The organism is Mycobacterium asiaticum (assembly GCF_001673365.1).
Lineage (GTDB): Bacteria > Actinomycetota > Actinomycetes > Mycobacteriales > Mycobacteriaceae > Mycobacterium > Mycobacterium asiaticum_A.
Window position 1 is genome coordinate 1 of sequence record NZ_LZLS01000133.1, and the last position, 20,927, is coordinate 20,927.

Annotated in this window: 21 protein-coding genes and 1 pseudogene; 8 read left to right on the forward strand and 14 right to left on the reverse strand. The window is 65.5% G+C overall.

The genetic code is table 11. The features are described from left to right. Nucleotides 1-202 precede the first annotated feature (202 nt). A pseudogene (locus A5634_RS14455) lies at nt 203-788 on the forward strand (hemerythrin domain-containing protein). 102 nt (nt 789-890) lie between these two features. On the opposite strand, the gene A5634_RS14460 reads toward A5634_RS14455, so the two are convergent. Next, on the reverse strand, nt 891-1,784 hold the full coding sequence (locus tag A5634_RS14460; RefSeq protein ID WP_065144737.1) for a manganese catalase family protein: 894 nt from the start codon (nt 1,782-1,784) through the stop codon (nt 891-893). Nucleotides 1,785-1,923: 139 nt separating this feature from the next. Next, entirely contained in the window at nt 1,924-3,291 is a 1,368-nt protein-coding gene (locus tag A5634_RS14465) for an amino acid permease (protein ID WP_065144738.1), read from the reverse strand. 122 nt (nt 3,292-3,413) lie between these two features. Between A5634_RS14465 and A5634_RS14470 the strand changes: the two genes are divergently transcribed. Together A5634_RS14470 and A5634_RS14475 are read left to right on the forward strand one after the other, a co-directional pair. Next, on the forward strand, nt 3,414-4,283 hold the full coding sequence (locus A5634_RS14470) for an alpha/beta hydrolase (RefSeq protein WP_065144739.1): 870 nt from the start codon (nt 3,414-3,416) through the stop codon (nt 4,281-4,283). A 3-nt stretch (nt 4,284-4,286) separates the two neighbouring features. Further along, on the forward strand, nt 4,287-6,410 hold the full coding sequence (locus A5634_RS14475; protein WP_065144740.1) for an acyltransferase family protein: 2,124 nt from the start codon (nt 4,287-4,289) through the stop codon (nt 6,408-6,410). 285 nt (nt 6,411-6,695) lie between these two features. On the opposite strand, the gene A5634_RS14480 is transcribed toward A5634_RS14475, so the two are convergent. Both A5634_RS14480 and A5634_RS14485 read right to left on the reverse strand, forming a co-directional pair. Continuing rightward, nucleotides 6,696-7,397: an Rv0518 family GDSL lipase gene (locus A5634_RS14480; RefSeq protein WP_081290431.1), complete on the reverse strand. Its 702-nt coding sequence runs from the start codon at nt 7,395-7,397 to the stop codon at nt 6,696-6,698. A 71-nt stretch (nt 7,398-7,468) separates the two neighbouring features. Then, nucleotides 7,469-8,719, reverse strand: coding sequence for an acyltransferase family protein (locus tag A5634_RS14485; RefSeq protein WP_065144741.1), 1,251 nt, complete (start codon nt 8,717-8,719; stop codon nt 7,469-7,471). Between the two features lie 227 nt (nt 8,720-8,946). Between A5634_RS14485 and A5634_RS14490 the strand changes: the two genes are divergently transcribed. Further along, nucleotides 8,947-9,381, forward strand: coding sequence for an STAS domain-containing protein (locus A5634_RS14490; protein ID WP_155769549.1), 435 nt, complete (start codon nt 8,947-8,949; stop codon nt 9,379-9,381). Here A5634_RS14490 and A5634_RS14495 read toward each other — a convergent pair. From A5634_RS14495 to A5634_RS14525, 7 genes are all read right to left on the reverse strand, one after another. Continuing rightward, nucleotides 9,378-9,617, reverse strand: coding sequence for a hypothetical protein (locus tag A5634_RS14495; RefSeq protein WP_065144743.1), 240 nt, complete (start codon nt 9,615-9,617; stop codon nt 9,378-9,380). The genes A5634_RS14490 and A5634_RS14495 overlap by 4 nt on opposite strands. Further along, the gene (locus A5634_RS14500; protein WP_081290432.1) at nt 9,614-10,210 is read right to left on the reverse strand and encodes a DUF3093 domain-containing protein; all 597 of its coding nucleotides are present in this window, start codon (nt 10,208-10,210) and stop codon (nt 9,614-9,616) included. The genes A5634_RS14495 and A5634_RS14500 overlap by 4 nt, the downstream gene beginning before the upstream one ends. An 11-nt stretch (nt 10,211-10,221) precedes the next feature. After that, nucleotides 10,222-11,211 (reverse strand): porphobilinogen synthase, encoded by a 990-nt coding sequence (gene hemB, locus A5634_RS14505; RefSeq protein WP_081290433.1) that lies wholly within the window; start codon nt 11,209-11,211, stop codon nt 10,222-10,224. A 91-nt stretch (nt 11,212-11,302) separates the two neighbouring features. Beyond that, nucleotides 11,303-12,961, reverse strand: a complete 1,659-nt coding sequence (locus A5634_RS14510) for a uroporphyrinogen-III synthase (RefSeq protein WP_065144744.1) — start codon at nt 12,959-12,961, stop codon at nt 11,303-11,305. A 23-nt stretch (nt 12,962-12,984) separates the two neighbouring features. Next, nucleotides 12,985-13,932: a hydroxymethylbilane synthase gene (hemC, locus tag A5634_RS14515; protein ID WP_065144745.1), complete on the reverse strand. Its 948-nt coding sequence runs from the start codon at nt 13,930-13,932 to the stop codon at nt 12,985-12,987. Nucleotides 13,933-13,944: 12 nt separating this feature from the next. After that, a complete protein-coding gene (locus A5634_RS14520) occupies nt 13,945-15,318 on the reverse strand; it encodes a glutamyl-tRNA reductase (RefSeq protein WP_065144746.1) in 1,374 nt (457 codons plus the stop codon). A 99-nt stretch (nt 15,319-15,417) separates the two neighbouring features. Then, complete coding sequence (locus A5634_RS14525; RefSeq protein WP_065144747.1) at nt 15,418-15,690, reverse strand: glutaredoxin family protein; 273 nt, start codon at nt 15,688-15,690, stop codon at nt 15,418-15,420. Nucleotides 15,691-15,813: 123 nt separating this feature from the next. Here A5634_RS14525 and A5634_RS14530 point away from each other — a divergent pair, with 123 nt between their 5' ends. Genes A5634_RS14530 through A5634_RS14540 form a run of 3 tightly spaced genes read left to right on the forward strand, consistent with a single transcriptional unit; the run spans nt 15,814 to nt 18,231 of the window. Beyond that, complete coding sequence (locus A5634_RS14530) at nt 15,814-16,737, forward strand: HAD family hydrolase (protein WP_065144755.1); 924 nt, start codon at nt 15,814-15,816, stop codon at nt 16,735-16,737. A 43-nt stretch (nt 16,738-16,780) separates the two neighbouring features. Further along, on the forward strand, nt 16,781-17,281 hold the full coding sequence (locus A5634_RS14535; RefSeq protein ID WP_065144748.1) for an FAS1-like dehydratase domain-containing protein: 501 nt from the start codon (nt 16,781-16,783) through the stop codon (nt 17,279-17,281). A 23-nt stretch (nt 17,282-17,304) separates the two neighbouring features. Further along, a complete protein-coding gene (locus A5634_RS14540; RefSeq protein ID WP_065144749.1) occupies nt 17,305-18,231 on the forward strand; it encodes a cyclopropane mycolic acid synthase family methyltransferase in 927 nt (308 codons plus the stop codon). A 65-nt stretch (nt 18,232-18,296) separates the two neighbouring features. Here A5634_RS14540 and A5634_RS14545 read toward each other — a convergent pair whose 3' ends face one another. The 3 genes from A5634_RS14545 to A5634_RS27400 all read right to left on the reverse strand — a co-directional run bounded on the left by A5634_RS14545 (nt 18,297) and on the right by A5634_RS27400 (nt 20,685). Further along, on the reverse strand, nt 18,297-19,364 hold the full coding sequence (locus A5634_RS14545) for a lysophospholipid acyltransferase family protein (RefSeq protein ID WP_065144750.1): 1,068 nt from the start codon (nt 19,362-19,364) through the stop codon (nt 18,297-18,299). Between the two features lie 15 nt (nt 19,365-19,379). Further along, nucleotides 19,380-20,516, reverse strand: coding sequence for an SDR family oxidoreductase (locus A5634_RS14550; protein WP_065144751.1), 1,137 nt, complete (start codon nt 20,514-20,516; stop codon nt 19,380-19,382). Between the two features lie 67 nt (nt 20,517-20,583). Beyond that, nucleotides 20,584-20,685: a 30S ribosomal protein bS22 gene (locus A5634_RS27400; protein ID WP_003402602.1), complete on the reverse strand. Its 102-nt coding sequence runs from the start codon at nt 20,683-20,685 to the stop codon at nt 20,584-20,586. Nucleotides 20,686-20,720: 35 nt separating this feature from the next. Here A5634_RS27400 and A5634_RS28935 point away from each other — a divergent pair. Next, nucleotides 20,721-20,927: hypothetical protein (locus A5634_RS28935; protein ID WP_216638740.1), on the forward strand; the 207-nt coding region annotated here is incomplete at its 3' end.

Below are 20,927 nucleotides of genomic sequence, written 5' to 3' on the forward strand. Positions count from 1 at the left end.
CGTGGTCGTTGACCCCGCGGCCGGTCGCAGGCCGACCGCCTGATTCGATCGGTGAACACGGACACGCCTCCGTCAGCGACTCTGCTGACGGAGGCGCCGTGCGTTGACGACTCTTCCAGCGCTGCTTGAGCTTTCGCGGTGCGGTTTCTGCTCACCGAGGGCGGGTATTTGCAGCACAGTGCAATCACGGGAGGCCATAACCATGGACGCATTGACATTTCTGCGTGCGGACCACAAAAGCGTCTTAGGCATGTTGGAAGTTCTCGACGGAGCACCGGAAGGCGATGGTGCGCAGCTTAGTGGTCTCGAGACGATGGTGAACAACCTCATTATCGCCGAGTCACAACACGAAGCCATCGAAGAGCAGTTCTTCTGGCCCGCGGTACGACGGGCTCTCGGCAACGGCGACGACCTGGCGAATCAAGCTATCGCACAAGAGGAAGCGGGCAAGAAGCTGCTGCAGCGCCTCGAAGAGGGCCGTCCCGGCGAGCCGGGATACCACGAGGCGCTGAAGCAGTTTCGTCATCGCGGGGCGCGAGCACATCATGTTCGAACAGGATGTGGTGTGGCCGCGGTTCGCCGCCGCGGTCGACCAGCGGGAGCTCGAAGTGATCGGCAGACGGCTGGAAAGCGCGAAAAAGGTTGCGCCAACTCGTCCGCATCCGAATACGCCATCCGATTCCCTCACGCAAAAGACGATGGGTATGGGTGCCGCCATAGTCGACCGGGTACGCGATGTGGCGACCGGTCGTGAAGCCGACAACCCGCCGGACCCACAGATTCACTGAAACTGCATCCATCATCTGCATGCGGCAGCAACGGGCACCGGATGCCGAAGGCCTGGCGGCTCCAATACTTGAGGCCGCCAGGCCTTTTGGGTCAGGTGCAGGCTAGTTGGTGGGCATCCGCTGCTCGTGGGTGAACGGTTTCTCACTCGGAACCGCCGGCGAGCCTTCGGGATTGGATTCGGCACCCTTGTTCTGCCGGATCGTGCTGCCGAGCCATTGCTCGGACGGCTTCTCCACGTACTTCCATTCGATGCCCTCCGGCCACGGACCCTGCCCCTGGTTCCACGGCCCGCGCACCGACTCGCCGCCGCCAGACATGTTGAAGGCGACATTCTGGAAGCGCTCGTCGCCCGAGAGCGTGCCCGGCGGGAAGTTCACCGGCAGCTCGTTGAGGGCGGCAGTGAACTGCTGGTAGTGCGCGATCTCGCGAGTCATCAGGAATGTCAACGTGTCCTGCACTCCCGGGTCGTCGGTGAACTGCTTGAGGTACTCGTAGACGATCTTCGCTCGCGACTCGGCGGCCAGGTTGTTGCGAAGGTCCACCGTCGGGTCACCACTGGCATCGATGAACGCGCCGGTCCAGTTGTTGCCGGCCGAGTCCTTGGCGTCCGGGCCGCCGCCGCTGAGCACGAGGAACATCGGGTTCACCGCCACCTGGTGGATGGCTTGCTCGCGACCGTCCCGGCTGGCGACCGCGGGCATCCAGTCGCAACGCTCGTTTGCCAACTTCAGGTCGTCGTTCAGACCGTCCAGCAGCATGGTGATCGTCGCGCCAACCATTTCCAAATGGCTCAATTCCTCTGTGGCGATATCCATAAAGAGGTCGTACATCTTCGGGTTCTTCTCCCGCAGCACGAAGGCCTGAATGAAGTACTGTAGGGCAGCAGTCAATTCGCCGTTGGCCCCGCCGAACTGCTCCATCAAAAGGGAAGCGAACCGCGGATCTGGCTGGCTGACGCGCACCTCGAACTGCAAATCTTTATTGTGGACAAACATTTATTACTCCCAAGGCTGTTTACACCGTGTCTTCCTCAACCCGATTCGGCCGGTTACCCGCGCTGACCCAGTCCAAACGGATCTACCGCAAATCCCGGCAAGGGCTCAGCTCACCACGCGAGTCGTTGCCGCGATGTGGCTAATCGCTGAACTGCTTGCGCGCCACGCTATCTCGGCGTGCGCGTGGCATGCCCGCGTACACCGCCAATACCACCACCCAGGACAGCAGGCTCAACCACAGTTGACTGCGCGCGGCATCGTCGAAGGCCATTTGCACCAGCACCGCAACGATTCCGGCAGCGGTCAGGATCGACAGCACCGGGAAAAGCCACATCTTCACCCGCAACTGCTGCGGTGGGGTGCGGCGCCGCAGCACAATCTGCGACAGCGCGATCAACAGGTAGACGAACAAGATGACGGCGCCAGATGAGTTGAGCAGGAACAGAAATACCGTCTTAGGTGAGAGCCAGGCCATCAGCACGCACAGGAAACCGACCACCGAGGAACACAAGATGGCGATGGCGGGCACCCCGCGCCGGCTCAGCCGGACCAATACGGCCGGCGCCTCGTGCCGGCCCGCGAGGACGAACAACATCCGCGACGACGTGTACAGCCCGGAGTTCAAGCAGGACAATACCGCCGTGAGCACCACGGCGTTCATGATCTGATCCGCACCCGCCAGCCCAATGTGCTTGAGCGCGGCGACATATGGTGATGCGCCGGGATCCAGCGAGTTCCACGGTGTGATCAGCACCAGCAGTAGGACCGAGCCAACGAAGAAGACCACGATGCGGGCGACCACCGATCGGGTCGCGCGTGCGATGGCCAGTTCTGGGTCGCGGCTTTCCGCGGCGGCGATGGTGACCACCTCGGCTCCCACCATCGAGAAGATCACCACGACGACGGCGGCAAAAACCGCACCCACTCCCTTCGGAAGAAATCCGCCGTGCGCCGACATATTGGACAAGTCCAGGTGCCGGCCCGGCCACAGCCCGGCGACAAACGCCGTCCCCAAGCCCAGAAAGATCACAATCGCGGCGACTTTGATTCCGGCGAACCAGAATTCGAACTCACCGAAGGAGGACACCGAGAACAAGTTGGTCGCGGTCATCAACAGCATCAGGCACAGCGACAGTAACCACAGCGGCGCGTGCACCCAGTAGTTCAACACCTTGCCGCCGGCCACCGCCTCGAAGCCGACGACGATGACCCAGAAGTACCAATACAGCCAGCCCACCGAAAATCCCGCCCACCCCCCGAGCGCCGTAGTCGCATAGTCGGCGAACGAGCCCGTCGACGGGTTCGCGGTGGCCATCTCCCCCAGCATCCGCATCACCAGGATGATCAGCACACCGCAGATCGCATACGTCAAAAACGATGCGGGCCCGGTCCTTGCGATCACCACGCCTGACCCCACGAACAGTCCCGCCCCGATCACGCCACCCAGCGCGATCATGCTGAGTTGCCGTTGCGACAGATCTTGGCGCAGCTGGGAAGTGCTAGCCATGGCTAACCACAACACATCCGCGATCAAGGCACCACCCGGACCGCTCGTCTGTCACGCCCCCGTCACGAGTGCCTTGCAATACGGCGTGGCACGGGCGTCAAACACCCATACACGCGGCATCATTGACCATCGTGGCCGACCTGACCCGCCGCTCGGTGCTGCGCATGGGTGCCGGTGCCAGCGCCGGAGCGGCCGGCGTCTGGGCGCTGGGCGCCTTGCTGAATCCGATCCAAACCCTCGCGGCGCCAATGGCACCCGCTCCGTTCGACCCGCCAGCGGCGGGCAAGACCCTGCCGACGAAACTCACCGGCTCGTTCGTCTCGGCGGCCCGCGGCGGCATCAAGACCAACTGGGTGATCGCCATGCCGCCGGGCCAGACCAAGCTGCTGCGTCCGGTGATTGCGCTGCACGGCAAGGACGGCGACGCCAACATGATGCTGGACTGCGGCGTCGAGGACGCGCTGGCCCAGCTGGTCAGCGAGGGCAAGCCGCCATTCGCCGTGGTCGGAGTCGATGGCGGCGCCAGCAGCTACTGGCATCGACGCGCCAACGGCGAGGATTCCGGCACCATGGTGCTCGAAGAACTGTTGCCGATGCTGACATCGATGGGCATGGACACCTCGCGCGTCGGCTTCCTGGGCTGGTCCATGGGCGGCTACGGCGCGCTGCTACTGGGCGCCCGGCTGGGACCTGCCCGTACCGCCGGGATCTGCGCGATCAGCCCGGCGCTGTACATGTCCTACATCGGCGCCGCGCCCGGTGCGTTCGACAGCCTCGACGACTGGAACCGCAACACCGTGTTCGGTCTGCCAGTGCTGAACTCGATCCCGATTCGGGTCGACTGCGGCATCGGTGACCGCTTCTTCTTCGCCAGCAGCCAGTTCGTCGGCCAATTCAAGAAGCGCCCGGCGGGCAGCTTCTCCCCCGGCGGGCACGACGTGGACTACTGGCGCGCCCAACTACCCGGCGAGCTGGCCTGGATGGCGACCTAGCGGATGACCGTTTCACCTCGCACCGCGGCCCGGACGCCGTTCCGGCCCGACATCGAGGGTCTGCGCGCCGTCGCGGTCGTCGCTGTGGTCCTCTACCACGCCGGCATACCCGGCATCGCCGGCGGCTACATCGGCGTGGACGTCTTCTTCGTCATCTCCGGCTTCTTGATCACCGGTCTGCTGCTTCGCGAGGTTACGACCACGAACACCGTTGCGCTGGGCGGGTTTTACGCCGCCCGCGCACGGCGACTGCTGCCCGCCGCGGCCACCGTCGGCGTCGTCACCGCCCTCGTCGCGGCGGTCGTGCTGCCGCCGCTGCAGGCGCGGCGGGTATTCGTCGACGGCATCGCCAGCATGCTCTACGTCGGCAACTACCGGTTCGCCGCCCAGGGCACCGACTACATGGTGTCCGACCTGCCGCCATCGCCCTTCCAGCACTACTGGTCACTTGGCGTGGAGGAACAGTTCTACCTGGTGTGGCCGGCGCTGATCATCGGCACGGCATGGCTGGCCCGACGGGTAAACCGGGGCACCAGCGCCGCGCCGTACGCCGTGCTGCTCACGCTAATCGGCGTGGCGTCGCTGGCCGCAGCGGTGATCTGGACCCGCGTCTCGCCGCCATGGGCGTTCTTCTCGTTGCCCACCCGCGCTTGGGAACTGGCCGCCGGCGGTTTGGTGGCGCTCACGATCAACCAGTGGAAACGGTTGCCGCTGCTGCCCGCAACGGTCGCCGGCTGGGGCGGGCTGGCCCTGATCCTGCTGACCTGCACCCAACTCGGTCCGCACACGCCGTATCCGGGCACCTCGGCGTTGCTGCCGGTGCTGGGCACCGCACTGGTGATCGGCAGCGGGTCGGTCACCGGCGGCATGGGCGTCGGCCGCGTGCTGTGCCCGCCGGTGATGCGGGCGATCGGCCGGGTGTCGTACTCGTGGTACCTGTGGCACTGGCCGGTGCTACTGCTGCTGCCACCGCTGCTGGGTGATCCCGGTGGCCTGCCCGGCCGACTGGCGGCCACGACGGTCTCGGCCGGGCTCGCGGTGATCACCATGCACGCGGTGGAGAACCCCGGCCGGTTCGCGGCGGCGCTGCGCCGCTCGGCCAAAGCCAGTCTGGCTATGGCCGGCGCCGCCAGCGCCGTAGCGGCGTGCGCCTGCGCGGTGCTGCTGACGGCTGTGCCGGCGCCGGTAGGCCACGGAGCCGCCGCCCCCCAGGCCAAGATCGTGGCGCTGCCCCCGGCCCCAGACCCGCAACTGCCGCCGCAGGAGGTCGCAGTCCGGCAGGCATTCGACGCGGCCCGTGCGATGCTGGCCGCCTCGGCAGGAGCGCACCCTGTGCCATCAAACCTGAACCCGCCGCTGGCGGCGGCGCCGAGCGCGAAGGCTGCGGTGTTCGTCAACGGCTGCATGCGCTCCTGGCGCGATGTGGGTCAAAGCGAATGCGCCACCGCCGACACAGGATCACCCACGACGGTCGCGCTGATCGGCGATTCGCACGCGGCGATGTGGGATCCGGCGCTGCAGCAGGTGGCCGAACAACGGCACTGGCGCCTGGAGACGATGGCGAAGGTCACCTGCCCGTTTCTGGACCTGCCGATCGTCAGCCCTTACCTGGGCCGCAAGTACACCGAGTGCGAACAATGGCGGGCCGAGATTGTGCACCGGTTGCAGGCCGAGCGACCGCGCCTGGTGGTGTTGAGCATGAGCCGCCGCTACCACGCGGACTTCAGCTTCGCCTCCTACGATCCGGCATGGATCGACAAGTTGGGCGCGATCGTCGCCTACCTGCGTGGGATGGGGTCGGCTGTCCTGGTCCTGGGTCCGGTCGCCGATCCGCAAACCTCGGCGCCGACCTGCCTTTCGGCGCACCTTGACGACGCGAACGCCTGCGCCCCGGCTCGATCCGTTGCGGCCAACGCCGAAGGCATCGCCGCCGAGCAGCGGGTAACCACCGCGGCGGGCGGATCGTATGCGGACCTGACCGACTTGTTCTGCACTGCGGAGCGCTGCCCGGTGATCGTCGGCGACACCCTGGTGTTCCGCGACGACAACCACGTCACCACCCAGTACGCGCAGCTGCTGACGCCGGTGATCGGGGCGCTGGCCGATCGTACGGTCTCAATTCAGTGACACGACGGTGGATTTATTGCCGAATGAACCACTTCGCGACGACGAACGTGGTACGAAAGAAAGGGTTTTGGAGGTTTTGAGATGAGTCCGATGCTGTTGGTGTTGCTTACCGCAGCCGCGCCGGTCGCCGGGCTTGGTCTACTGCAATTGCAAGCGCGCCTTGAACGTTGGGACTACGAAAGGCACGCCGAAGACTGAAAGCGGCGACCAGGCGACACGAGAGTTGTTGCGCGGCCATCGCTTTAGGTTCCCGTCTGGGTGCGAAATGGCGTTACAGCGCCGCAATCACTTCGATAGTTGCCACCGGATGAGCGGCACCATCTTGCTCGCGATGTACTCGTGCCCGGCGTCATTGGGGTGCACCCCGTCCCGGCCGATCAGGTCGGGCCGGTCGACGAACCAGCGGTCACCGATCGGGTCGACGAAGTCCGCGCGCGCAGCCCACGACGCGCCGGCCAGAACGTCGCGAATCACCAAGGTTGCCAACGGCACATCGGCGGTGGGCCATGGCGGTCCGATCACCAGGAACCTGGCCGACGGGGCGAGTCTGCGTGCCAGCGCGAGAGTGGCCTGGGCGCGTTGGGCCAACAGCACCGGGTCGACGTCCTGGTCATTGCGGGAGCCGAAGAACACCACCAATTTGTCGTCGGGTTTGACCGCGCGGGCAGTCAGATCCTGGAAGATGTTGCCGTGGTCGCCGGGCACTCCGTAGCCGGCACGGCCCTCGGCTGCCACATCACTGGCGATACGCAGTCCGGGCCCGGTGAGCGTCCGCCAGGTGCGCGCGGTCCACGAGTTCGCACCCAGACCGCCTTCGTCGGTACCCGTCGTGTACGAGTCGCCGATTACCGCGATATGCGTGAGCCTCAGATCCAGCGTCACCGCGCGGTACGGCGGCATCTGCGCCGGAGTGGCCAGGGACAGCGAAACCACCGCCATCAGCAAGCTGAGACGGACGGTGAGCGTGGCCAATCGAAGTGCGTGCATCTACTTCGAAATCGTACGAGCTAACGATCCTCAGCGCCGTCAACTCGCTTGCGGCTTTTGGCATTCGATCGCTATGGCGTGCGCGACGACGCTCCGGACAGCACACCGTCCATGGGATGCAGCTTGGCGCCGGGGGAATCGCCGGGTTCGTGGCCCGCGGGCGTCGGCCGGGCGTCGACCATCCTGCGCATCCAACGGCGAGCCGGCTCTTCGACAAAGCGATACATCAACGCCGAAAGAGCCACCGCGATCGCCAGCAGAGCGAAGATATTCCACTTCCACGGGCTGTCCGGCAGCCACGGTTGCAGACGAAAATTCACCACCGCCCACGTCCACGTGGTGTGCACCAGCTCATGCACCATGTAGAGGCAGAACGAGATCTCCCCGCCGTAAACCATGAACCGGGTCGCCAGCAGCCACGGCAGGCTGCCGATGCCGACGGCCAACGTGATCACCAGGGGAACGAACAGCAGGTCGACCACCCCGCTGCCGTCGTACACCCCGGAGATCGGGAACGCGTCGAGCAGGTACAGAATGCCGACGATTGCCACGACGAGCAGCACAGAGATGTATCCCGCGGTGCGGCGTCCGCGCTCGGACAGACGCAGCCGGCGCACCGCGGCGCAGGCGATCGCCCCGGCGGCGAACTGCGTCACGATCCGCGGCAACCAACTCCACGGCGTATAGAACACCCCGCTGGCCAGCAACAGGACGATCGGCGGTAGCGAGGCCGCGACAGCCATCAGCATCAGGCCTCGCGCCCGGGTGGCGTGCTGGATTCGAAAGATCACCAGCACCAGCACCCCGAACAGCAGATAGGCCAGCCATTCCGCGCTGATCGACCAGGCCGGCCCGTCCCAACTGGACAGGTCGAAGTAAGGCTGGAACCACAGCTGCACCAGCAGAACTTGACGTACGTAGCTGATCGCGGTGAGCCGGCCGATATCGGGCGATGGGGTATGGCCGATGTGCAGGGTGAGAATCCACCACGCTGCGGCCAGGTGCAGGGTGACCAGGTAGACCGGCCACACCCTGGCCAGTCGCAACCACAAGAAGTGGACGGTGGCGCGCAGCGAGAACGAGTGACCCATGCGGTCGAGGTAATTCCAGGTCAGCACGAACCCGCTGAGAATGAAGAACAGGTCGACGCCTTGAGCGCCGCAGTTGAGCACCGGCGCAAGGTTTTCCCGTAGATCGGGCGAGACGTCGGCCACCATGGGCCGGAAGTGGAACAGCACCACCCACACTGCGGCGACGATGCGGAGTCCTGTCAGGGCCTTGATCTCGCCCTTGATCTGACCCTTGAGTTCTCCGCTTTGCACGAAATCTTTCCGCCTGGATTTTGGCTGTTCGACTGGTCGACCGACGCGGCTGACCGGCAGCCCAAGCAGCCTAACAGGGGGCCTGAGGTGGACCTGGCCGCCGACCGGCGAACCGCTTCTTAGCAAAGAATTAGACCTGGCTACCGGTCCCTTTAGGTTTGGCGGGCACTTTAAGGGGCAGGGCTTGGTCTGTCATCAGGATGCGCCACGGGGAAATGGGGCTGTTCATGACTATCGCGATCAACAAAATGGTTCCGGGGGTTCCCGGCGCTGTCGACTGCAGTGGGGCCCTGATCCGGGCGCAATGCCGTCATCTGGCCACGGTCATCAAGATCCGGGGCGAAATCGATGCGGTCAACATCGACCAGGTCGCCGAGTACGTACGCCGCTTCGTTCTCAGCGACAGCCCGATCGTGCTCGATTTGAGCGACCTGAGCCACTTCTCGTCCGCAGGTATCTCGCTGTTCTGCGTCCTAGACGAGGAGTGCCGCGCTGCCGGCGTGGAATGGACGATTGTGGCGAACCCGGCCGTCAAGGCGCTGCTGGGCGAGCCCGAGACGTTCCCCGTTGCCCGCTCGGTCCCCGCGGCGCTGCGGCACCTGTCCGACGCCATCGCGTGGCGGCGTCGGCAGGTCCTGGAACTCGTCAAGAAATCGGCCTAGCGGACTCTGGCGCGGCGCAGCCTGGCCAAACCGATGACCGCCAGAATCCCGGCGACGGTTGCCAGCAGCAACGTCAGCACCAACTGCGGCGCGTCGTAGACAACCGAGAACGTGGCCGGCTGTCCCTCGGCCACCGGTGCGACCGCGATCGTGGAGCGCGTCTGCACCCAGCTGAACCCGGTCGCCACCAAGGCCGCACCCGCCAGGATCAGCTCAATGACCGCCCGGGTACTCACCGGATCGACTCGTTGTCGTCGTCGTCGAACGCATCGACCTCGTCGCTGACCTCGGGCACGTAGGGACCCATCCGCTCCTCCACCAGTGGCGTCAGCGCGTCACGCAGATGACGGTGGCGGCGCGCCCAGGCCTGGGCGGTGCGACCGCCGGTGAGCTTGAGACCGATGCCGAAGCGACCGCGCGGCACCCCGACCAGTTCCCCGAGCGCCCGCGCGGACTGCCACCTGGCCAGCGATTTACCGGACGCGATCGAATTCTCGGCTTCCGGAAACACCTTGACGATTTCGCGCACCAGGATGGTTTCGGTGCCCTCCCGCAAAGCGTCCTCGGTCAGCTCGACAGAGGTGTGGATCCGCGCGGCCTTGACCTGCAAAGCCACGAACGCCGACACCAGAACCAGGAAGATGGCCGGAACCAGGAAGGAGATCGGGACGTGGTTGGCGTGCTGGATGTAGATCAGCGACGCGGCCGACAGCGGTCCCGCCAGCACCCAGTACCAGCTGGCGCCGGGTTCGGAGAACAGCACTTGGTCTTTTAAGTCTTTTGGGTCTATGGGGTCGATAGGGTCCAGGGGCTCCCCCGCTGCTGTCATGCCCGCCTCCGTTACGTCAGCCAATTCGCCGCGTCCGCCGCCCAATAGGTGAGCACAATATCGGCCCCCGCGCGCCGGATACTCATCAGCGACTCCAGCGCCGCGGCCCGCTCATCGATCCACCCGTTGGCCGCCGCCGCACAAATCATCGCGTACTCGCCGGAAACCTGATACGCCGCCACCGGCACCGCTGAGATGTCGGCCGTTGCAGCCAGCACGTCCAGATAACCCAGCGCCGGCTTGACCATCACGATGTCGGCGCCCTCGTCGAGGTCAAGTTCGACCTCGCGCAACGCCTCGCGGGCGTTGCCGGGCTCTTGCTGGTAGGTACGCCGGTCGCCCGACAGGCTCGAGGACACCGCCTCACGGAACGGGCCGTAGAACGCCGAGGCGAACTTGGCGGCATACGCCAGGATCACGACGTCGTGGTGACCGGCCGCGTCCAGCCCGTCGCGGATCGCGGCCACCTGCCCGTCCATCATGCCGCTCGGACCGACCACGTGAGCACCCGATTCCGCTTGTGCCACAGCCAGTTCCACGTATCGAGTCAATGTCGCGTCGTTGTCGACCCGGCCGCGTTCGTCTAGCACGCCGCAGTGGCCGTGATCGGTGAACTCGTCCAGGCAGGTGTCGGCCATCAGCACGGTGGCGTCGCCGAGATCCTTGGCCAGGTCCCGCAGCGCCACGTTGAGGATGCCGTCTGGATGGGTCCCGGCTGAGCCGAGAGCGTCCTTGTCCTGCTCGCGGGGCACACCGAACAGCATCAGCCCGCCCACCCCGGCGGACACCGCGTCGGCGGCGGCACGGCGCAGCGACTCACGGGTGTGTTGCACTACACCCGGCATAGACGCGATTGGGCGCGGCTCGTCGATACCATCGGCTTCAGCGCTAATGAACATCGGCAGCACCAAATGCCTTGGCTCCAAGGAGGTTTGGGCTACCAGGCGGCGTAACGCGGGCGTCGATCGCAGCCTCCGAGGCCGCTGCCGAGGGTACGCCACTGTGTCTCCTAGCCGCGTGCGTTGACTCTGCGTTGCGGGCGGAAGTTACTCGCACTTTTGCGCCCTGCGCGCAGAGTCAACGCAGGATAAGTCATCGTCTGCGGCTCTTCTTGCGCGGCGGAGGCAGCGCACCTTCGGCGCGCAACCGGGCGGCGTGCTCAGCCAACGCGTCGACCAGCGGACCCACCGCGGCGGTGTCCGGCTGGACATCCACCCGCAGGCCGAACTCCGCGGCGGTCTCGGCTGTCTTGGGGCCGATACAGGCGATGATGGTCCGCGCGTGCGGCTTGCCGGCGATGCCGACCAGGTTGCGCACGGTGGAGCTGGAGGTGAAGCACACCGCGTCGAAACCGCCCGTCTTGATCATCTCGCGGGTGGACGCCGGCGGCGGGGCGGCGCGCACCGTGCGATAGGCGGTGACGTCCTCGATCTCCCAGCCACGCTCGCGCAGTCCCTCGGCCAGCGTCTCGGTGGCGATGTCCGCACGCGGCAGCAACACCCGGTTCACCGGGTCGAAAATGCTGTCATAGGGCGGGAATTCGTCGAGCAGGCCCATCGAGGACTGCTCGCCGGACGGCACCAGCTCGGGGCTGATCCCGAATGCCCGCACCCGGTCGGCCGTAGCCTCGCCGACGCAGGCGATCTTCACACCGGAGAACGCGCGGGCGTCCAGACCGAACTCGCCGAACTTCTCCCACACCGCGCGAACCGCATTGGTGGAGGTGAACACCACCCACTGGAACCGACCGTCGACCAAGCCCTTGACGGCACGTTCCATCTGCGCGGGGCTGCGCGGTGGCTCGACGGCGATGGTCGGCACCTCCATGGGCAGCGCGCCGTAGGAAGTCAGCCGCTCGCTCATCTCGCCGGCCTGGTCCTTGGTGCGTGGCACCAACACCGTCCAGCCGTATAGTGCCCGGCTTTCCCACCAATTCAGCTTGGCCCGGCTGGTCACCGTCTTGCCGATGGTCACCACCAGTGGCCCGGTCAACGGGCTGGCGGGGTCGGTGCCGTTGAGCACCGCGGGATCGGTCAGTCCCTGCAGGGTGGTCTCAACCGAACGCTGCTGGCAGGTGGTGCCCTGCGCGGTCACCACGCACGGCGTGCCCTCGGACAGTTCGTGGTCGATCAGGGTGCGCGCGGCGTCGGCCAGGTGCGACGCCGTGGCCTGCAGGATCAGCGGTCCCGGTGCGGCGGCCAACGCCTCCCAGTCCACGTGTGGGTCCCGCACGTCGGCAACGGTGTGCGAGGAACCCAGCGGCAACCCCGCGTAGGTCGGAACCGCGCTGCTGGGCGCCAAGCCGGGGACGATCTCGATGTGCAGGTGGCTTCGGGCGACGGCGTTCACCTCGGTGATCAGCGCGTCCACCGACAACGGGTCGCCGGCGACCAATCGCACGACGTCGACGCCCAGTCGGGCCTCGTGCGTCAGTGTCTTGGCGACCTCGGCCGGATCGCCTAGCGCCGGCCGGATGTCGGGACCACTCTGGACCACCGCGGGTGCGGTCTCGGGGCCCGAAGACCCGGCGTCGGCGCTGCCTGCTGCCGGCTCGGCGGGTGCTGGGCCGGACACCGGAGGCAGATCCTTGCCGATCAGTGCCAGCACCGGCTCGGGTACGTCAGGGTCGGTAAACACCAGGGCGGCATTCGCCAGCACCGTGGCGGCCCGGGTGGTCAGCAGACCTGGGTCGCCTGGACCGGAACCCACGAAAGTGATGCGGCCCGGTGTCGGCTTACGCCCTCGCGTCATCGTTGTCGCTCCCACAGTCTCTTTCAATTTCCTCGCGCGGGGTCTTCCCGCGTTCCCCACATCAACTCTGCGGCGCCCAGTTCGAACAGCTCCGCCGCGACCGAGAGCCCCAGCTCCCGTGCCCGATCGGAGGTGCCGATGCCGGACGCGCGGATCACGTCGGATCCGTCGAGTGCCGCCACGCAGCCGCGCAACGACAGCTCTTCGAAGACCCGCCCCTCCTCATCGATGGACTCGACCACTTCCGCGATCGCACCCACCGGTGCCGAGCAACCGGCCTCCAGTTCGGCAAGCAGAGCTCGCTCCGCGGTGACCGCCACGCGCGTGTCGGCGTCGTCCAACTCCGCCAACACCGCGACCAGCCGGCTGTCACCGGCTCGGCATTCGACGGCGAGTGCACCCTGAGCAGGCGCTGGCAACATTTGCACCGGCTCCAGCGTCTCGGTGACATCATCGAGACGACCCAATCGGGCCAGACCGGCCCGGGCCACCACGATGGCGTCAAGATCACCACTACTTACCCTGTTCAACCTGGTATCTAGGTTGCCTCGTAGGGGGCGGATTTCCAAACCGAGACCCAATGCTCTAAGCTGTGCGGCCCGTCGCGGCGAGGACGTGCCCACCAGCGAACCCGCCGGCAACTCCCCCAGGACCAGTCCGTCGCGGGCCACCAGCGCGTCGCGCGGGTCATTCCGTGGTGGCATGGCGGCGATGGTGAAACGAGGGTCGTCGGCCGTTGGCAAATCCTTGTGCGAGTGCACAGCAGCGTCGACGCGGCCGTCCTGGATCGCCTCGCGCAGCGCGGTGGTGAAGACGCCAACACCGAGCGTCTCGATCGGCGCCGACGATTGGTCGCCGACCGTGCTGATCGTCACCAGTTCGGCGGGATGGCCGTTGGCGATCAATGCGTCTCTGACGGTCGCAGCCTGGGTGGTGGCCAGCAGGCTGCCCCGAGTGCCTATCCGGATCACTTGCGCCTATCGTTACTCGGCGGATTGCTCTGAATTGTCGAGTCCGCTTGGTATGACCGGTAATTCACCGGCTCCCACCGCGGCTACGGAGTCGATCGCGGTCTGATCCAGCTCGAACAGCTCGCGCAGCGCTTCGGCGTAGCTGTCGCCGCCGGGGGCGCTGGCAAGTTGCTTGATCCGCACGGTAGGTGCGTGCAGCAGCTTGTCGACGACCCGTCGCACCGTGCGCGCCACCTCTGCACGCTCGGTCAAATCCAGCCCGGGCAACCGGTTGTCCAGGCGCAGCAACTCCGCCTCGACCACGTTCGCGGCCCGCTGGCGCAGCGCGGTGACCGTCGGGGTGACCTCGGCCATCCGCTGCCCAGCAAGGTAAGCAGCAACTTCGGCGGCGACGATCAGCCGGGCGGCGTCGACGTCGGCGGCGGCCGCGTGGGCCGACGGTTCGTGTTGCACCCGGTCCACGTCGACGACCAGCACGCCGGGCAGTCCGGCCACCGCCGGGTCGACGTCGCGCGGCATTCCGAGATCGCAGATGACTAACGGCTTCATGGCTTCGTCGCGGCGGGTATTGACCAGCGCGTGGTGCACGTCAGCCAGTGATACCACCGGGCTGACCGCCCCGGTGCAGCTCACCACCAAGTCGGCATCGGCCAGCGCGTCCGGCAGCTGGTCCAGCGTCAGCGCCTCGGTCGGGATGCCGGATTCGGCGATCTTGTCCGCTAGCCGCTGCGCGCGAGTCAGCGAGCGGTTCAGTACGCGCACTCGACCGATTCCCGCGCGGCTCAGGTGTGCGGCCGACAGAGCACCCATCGCTCCGGCGCCGACCACGACGGCGGTCTTGCCCGCCATCGTGCCCAACTTGCGCGCGGCGATGTCCAGCGCAACCGAGACCACCGACGCGCCGGCGGCATCGATGGCGGTTTCGGCGTGCACCCGCTTACCCACCGAGAGCGCGCGTTGCGCCAACTCGTGCAGCACTCGGCCCACCGCGCTGTTTGCCTCGGCGGTGGCATAGGCCCGGCGTACCTGGCCAAGGACCTGCTGCTCGCCGACAACGGCCGAATCCAGTCCACTGGCCACCGCGAACAGATGCTCGACGGCCGCCTCGCTGTAGCGGACGTAGGCGTGCTTGGTGAGGTCCCCCATCGATAGACCGGAGTACTCGGCCAGCACCTGTCCGATCGCCGACAATCCGCCGTGAAACGCCTCGACCACGGCATAGATTTCGACGCGGTTGCATGTGGAGAGCACCAGAGCCTCGCTGACCAGCGAAGACTGCAGCACCTGGTCGACGATCTTGATCTGATCGGACTCGTCGATGCTGAGTTGTTCCAGGACGGAGACAGGCGCACTGCGGTGCGAAACCCCAAAGAGCAGGATGCTCACGGCGCAATCACCTGGCCCGCTCCCTTGCAGCCTCGGAAAGTGAACTGCTTCTACGGTAGACGGTTCTGAGGTGGGCTACCAAATATCGGAGCCTCGTCCTCAGCGGCCGGCGAGGTCTGCGCGCAGGCGCGGCTCGTCGACCTCCCAGTAGCTATGCTCACGTCCGTCCAGCAGCACCACCGGCAACCGGTCCCCAAATTCGGCCCGCAGCCCGGGATTTCCCTTCAGCGCCGCGGCGTCGACATCGGTGCTGGACAATTCGAAGTTCAGCTCCCCGGCCAGGGCGGCCAACCGGGCGTGCACGCGCTCACAGATCGCGCACCCGGCGCGGGTCAGCAACTCGACCCGCGGTCGGCCCTCGGTTGGCGTCATAGCCACCAGTCTGGCCCATCCGTCTGACCGCGTAATGCCGGACCGGTCCGGATAGGGTTGGTATCGGCTCGGCGGCGGGAACCGCGCCACTCGGCGACTTGGGAGGTTTCGCGTATGGCTTCCATGGCTTCCTTTGACCCCAGACACGCAGATGACCCCAGACACATAGACCACACGGGGCGCGCCGATCTGGAGACGCTGGCCGCCAACGCCAGCGCCGAACGTGCGCTGGACGACATGCACGCCAGCGGCGCCGACGAGCATCGCCAGCCGCCGATCGACCTGACGGCCGCGGCGTTTTTCGACGTGGACAACACCCTGGTGCAGGGCTCCTCGGCGGTGCATTTCGGGCGCGGGTTGGCCGCGCGGGACTACTTCACCTACCGCGACGTAGTCGGATTCGTCTACGCGCAGGCCAAGTTTCAGGTGCTGGGCAAGGAGAACAGCGACGACGTCGCCGCGGGCAGACGCAAAGCGCTGGCGTTCATCGAAGGCCGGTCGGTCGACGAGCTGGTGCGGCTGGGCGAGGAGATCTACGACGAGATCATCGCCGACAAGATCTGGCCGGGCACCCGCGAACTCACCCAGATGCACCTCGACGCCGGCCAGCAGGTCTGGCTGATCACCGCCACGCCGTATGAGCTCGCGGCGACCATTGCCCGACGGCTGGGACTGACCGGTGCACTGGGCTCGGTGGCCGAATCCGTCGACGGAGTTTTCACCGGACGACTGGTGGGCGACATCCTGCACGGCCCCGGCAAAGCCCATGCGGTGCGGTCTCTGGCAATCCGTGAGGGCCTCAACCTCAAACGCTGCACGGCGTACTCCGACAGCTTCAACGACGTGCCGATGTTGACCCTGGTGGGCACGGCCGTCGCCATCAATCCCGACGCACGCCTGCGCAGCCTGGCCCGCGAACGTGGCTGGGAGATCCGCGACTTTCGGACCGCGCGCAAGGCCGCCCGCATCGGCGTGCCCTCTGCCCTGGCGCTGGGAGCGGCCGGCGGCGCGCTGGCCGCTTTGGCGTCTCGACGCCAATCACGCTGATAGGCTGCGCCGCTGAGCATCTATTCGAGCGGAAAGCGGCGTCATGACAGTTCCCCAGGGAGCCGAAGGAATCATCGGTAAGCACTACCGGCAGGAAGACTACTTCCTTGTCGGACGCGAAAAAGTCCGTGAATTCGCCGCTTCGATCCAAAACGACGACTCGCTCCACTACGACGACGCCGTCGCCACCGAGGCCGGCTACGACGGACTGGTAGCTCCGTTGACGTTTCTGGCCATTGCCGGGCGGCGCGTTCAGCTGGAAATCTTCACCAAATTCAGCATTCCGATCAACATCGCCCGCGTTATGCACCGCGACCAAAAGTTCCACTTCCACCGGCCGATCGTGGTCGGCGACAAGCTACACTTCGACACGTACTTGGATTCGGTGATCCAATCCCACGGGACGGTCTTAGCCGAAATCCGAAGTGAGGTGACGGACGCCGAAGGTAGGCCGGTGGTCACCAGCGTGGTCACCATGCTCGGCGAAGCGGCCAAGCATGACGCGGACGCGGAAGCAACCGTCGCGGCAATTGCATCCATCTAAACAGAGCAGGTAGCGTCGATTTAATGACATCTCAAGGCAACTCGGCCGGCACTCAACTACAGCCGCCGGTACAGGCTGTGCAGTCGCACTACGACCGATCGAACGAATTCTTCAAGCTGTGGCTCGACCCGTCGATGACCTACAGCTGTGCGTACTTCGATGAGCACCCCAACATCGATGAGCCCCAGAAGAAGACCCTCGAAGAGGCGCAGTTCGCCAAGCGCAAGCTCGCCCTGGACAAACTCAACCTCGAACCGGGCATGACGCTGCTCGACATCGGCTCTGGCTGGGGTTCGACCATGCGGCACGCCGTCGAGCACTACGACGTCAACGTCATTGGCCTGACACTCAGTGAGAACCAGGTGGCGCACTGCGAGCAGAAGTTCGCCGAGATGGACAGCCCGCGGCGCAAAGAGGTGCGCCTGCAGGGTTGGGAGCACTTTGACGAGCCCATCGACCGCATCGTGTCGCTCGGCGCGTTCGAGCACTTCGCCGATGGGGCCGGCGACGCCGGATACCAGCGTTACGCCACGTTCTTCAAGAAGTACTACAGCTTGCTGCCCGACGACGGCCGGTTCCTGCTGCACTCGATCGTGGTGCCGACCGCCGAAGAGGGTAAGGCGATGGGCCTCAAGACCACGATGAGCCTGCTGCGCTTCATCAGCTTCATCCTGAAGGAGATCTACCCTGGCGGTAAGTTGCCGCAGGTCGAGCAGGTCGACCGGTACTCGACCGAGGCTGGGTTCAAGATCGAACGTCATCACTTCATCGGCAAGAACTACGTCCCGACCTTGAACACGTGGGCCGAGCAGCTGGAAAAGCACAAGGAGAAGGCCATCGAGCTCAAGGGCCAGGAGATGTACGACATCTGGCAGCGCTACCTGACCGGTTGCTCCGACCTCTTCCGCGACGGCTACACCAACGTTTGCCAGTTCACGCTGGTCAAGTAGGTACGATCCGAAAACAACCCCCGGCCGCCACCGGGGGTTTTTCGTGGGCTTTTTCGCGGGCCGGCTTAGCCGAAGAAGATGTTGCGCCGGCCGGCCAACAGCCGGTACAGCGTCTGCTGGATGGTCTCGCGCACCTGGTCGGTCAGCTCGAAGGTGACCATCGGGTCCTCGGCGTCGCTGGGTGAGTAGTCGGCGGTGGGTATCGGCTCACCGAACGCGATTCGCCACTTCGACGGCAGCGGCACCAGCCCCGCGGGGCCGGCCAACGGGAACAGCGGCGTCACCGGGAAGTACGGCACCCCGAACAGGCGCGCCAACAGCTTCACGTCGGCCAGCATCGGGTAGATCTCTTCGGATCCGATGATTGAGCACGGCACGATCGGCGCCTTGGTCCGCAGCGCGGCCGAGACGAAGCCGCCGCGACCGAACCGCTGCAGCCGGTAGCGGTCCTCGAATCGTTTGCCCAGACCTTTGTAGCCCTCCGGGAAAACCGCGGTGAGCTCACCGGAGGCGAGCAGTCGGTGCGCATCGGACGTGCAGGCCATCGTGTGACCGGCCTTGCGGGCGGTCGACCCCACCACCGGCAAGTCGAACACCATATCGGCGGCCAGCAGTCGCAGGTCGCGCTGCGCGGGATGTTCGTCGTGCACGGCCACAGACAGCATCAGCCCGTCGAATGGCAACACACCGGCATGGTTAGCGACAACCAGCGCCGCGCCGTCGCTGGGAATGTTCTCCACGCCACTGACTTCGACCCGGAACCAGGAGTTGAAGAAGAACCTCAGCAAAGGCCGAACGATCGCGTCGTTGAAGTGCGGATCGAAGCCGAATTCGTCGACCGTGTAGTCGCCGGTCAATCGCTGCCGAAGGAATCCGGCAACCGCGGCGACGCGCTGAGCGAGATCGTTGAGTGGCGCTTCGGCCGGGGCCGCGCCGCTCGCGGCGCGGCGGTGCTCATCGATTTCGCGGACGACGGCGGCGATCTCTTCGGCCGATGCGCGCGCGCTCGGATCGGAAAGCAGCGAGGGATGTTGACGCGCTGACTCGGTACGCTGATCGGCACGACGGCGCGCGGCTACCCGGCCTCGATTGCTATGCAGTGGAATAACATTCGCTCTGGTTTCACCAGCCACGTTATCAACCCAAACCTATCTAGACCCCGACCAGGGAAGTGGATTTCGGCTACCCCAGCGCTGCGCCACAGCTATGGCACGACCCTCCCAGGAGCGTACCCGATGTGGGTCGATAATGGGAGTCAAGCTGCGGCCGCGCAGGTAGTCGTCGAACGCTTCGGCGGTCGACCATTTGGGTTGATATCCGAGCTCAGAACGCATTCGGGTGGTGTCCATCACGCGGCCGTAACTCAAGTACGCGAATTGCTCACGATTTATTTCGGTATAACGATTAGCACGTCTCAGTGAATCCAGGGCCCACACGCCAAAACTGGGTACTGGCAACGGAATTCGGCCGGCACGTCGAATCGCTTGGGACAACATGATGATTCCCTCGGCACCAATGTTGTAGGTGCCTGCCTTGCCGGCCATGGCGGCGCGTTCCAACGCGCCCAGCGCATCCTGCTGGTGCAACAACTGCAGTCGCGCATCGCGGCCGAACATCGTCGGCACCAAGGGTCCCGCCAGATAGCGCGACAGCGACGTGTCCATCGCCGGGCCAATCATGTTGGCTAACCGCAGAATTGTCACCGCGATGTCCGGACGACGCCGCCCAAGCCCGCGCACGTATCCCTCGATATCGAGGGAGTCTTTGGCAAACCCTTCCCGGAACGGCCGACGGCTGGTGCTGTCCTCGGTGAACATCACCGGATCGTGCCGGCTCGACCCGTACACCTCCGAAGTCGACTTCAGCACCACGCGTCGCACCGAGGGTGCCTTCTGACAGGCGGCGAACAACTGCATCGCACCCATCACGTTGAGTTCCTTCAGCGCCGCGCTTCCGCCGGATCGCGGCGCGTACGACGCGGCCGCAGCGTGCACCACCGTGTCGACTTCGCCGTTTCGAATCACCTTCGCGATGAAGGGGTTTCGGATATCGGCCCGCACGAACTCGGCGCGGCCCATTCGGCGCAGCATGTCCTTGCTCGGCGCGATCGCGTCGACCGCGATGACACGGTTGATCAACGGGTTCTGCACCAGTCGAGCGGTCAGGTAGCCGCCGAGAAAACGGCAGGCACCGGTGACGAGCACCACCTTGGGATAGTGGACGGTGTCTGCGGTTTTATGCTGGCCGCTGGTTTCCCCACCCTCTCGGCCGCTCGACGAATCCACCCCGACAGCCTAGCTACGAGGGGAAACGGGGGCGTTACGGACGGGTGACGGTACGCGCCGGCAGAACTTACTTGCCAAGTTTTCTGCGCTGCACCCGGGTGCGACGTAGCAGCTTGCGGTGCTTTTTCTTCGACATACGCTTGCGCCGCTTCTTGATTACTGAACCCATGAACTCCGCTATCTTCACCCGTACCGGCTTATGACTTGACCGGGATACTTTACCCAACCGGCTACGCGCAACGCCAAACGACCGCCGAGAGCACCGAAGCCTCGCCCGCTCGCGAAGACGCAAAAGCACTCAAAACGTCACGTTTTGAGGAGTTTTTGCGTCTCAGTGACTTTGCCGCGTTGCGGTGGTTGGGTCTAGATCACTCGGTGTTTGGCTCTTTTTGCGTCTGTCGCCGTAAAGGT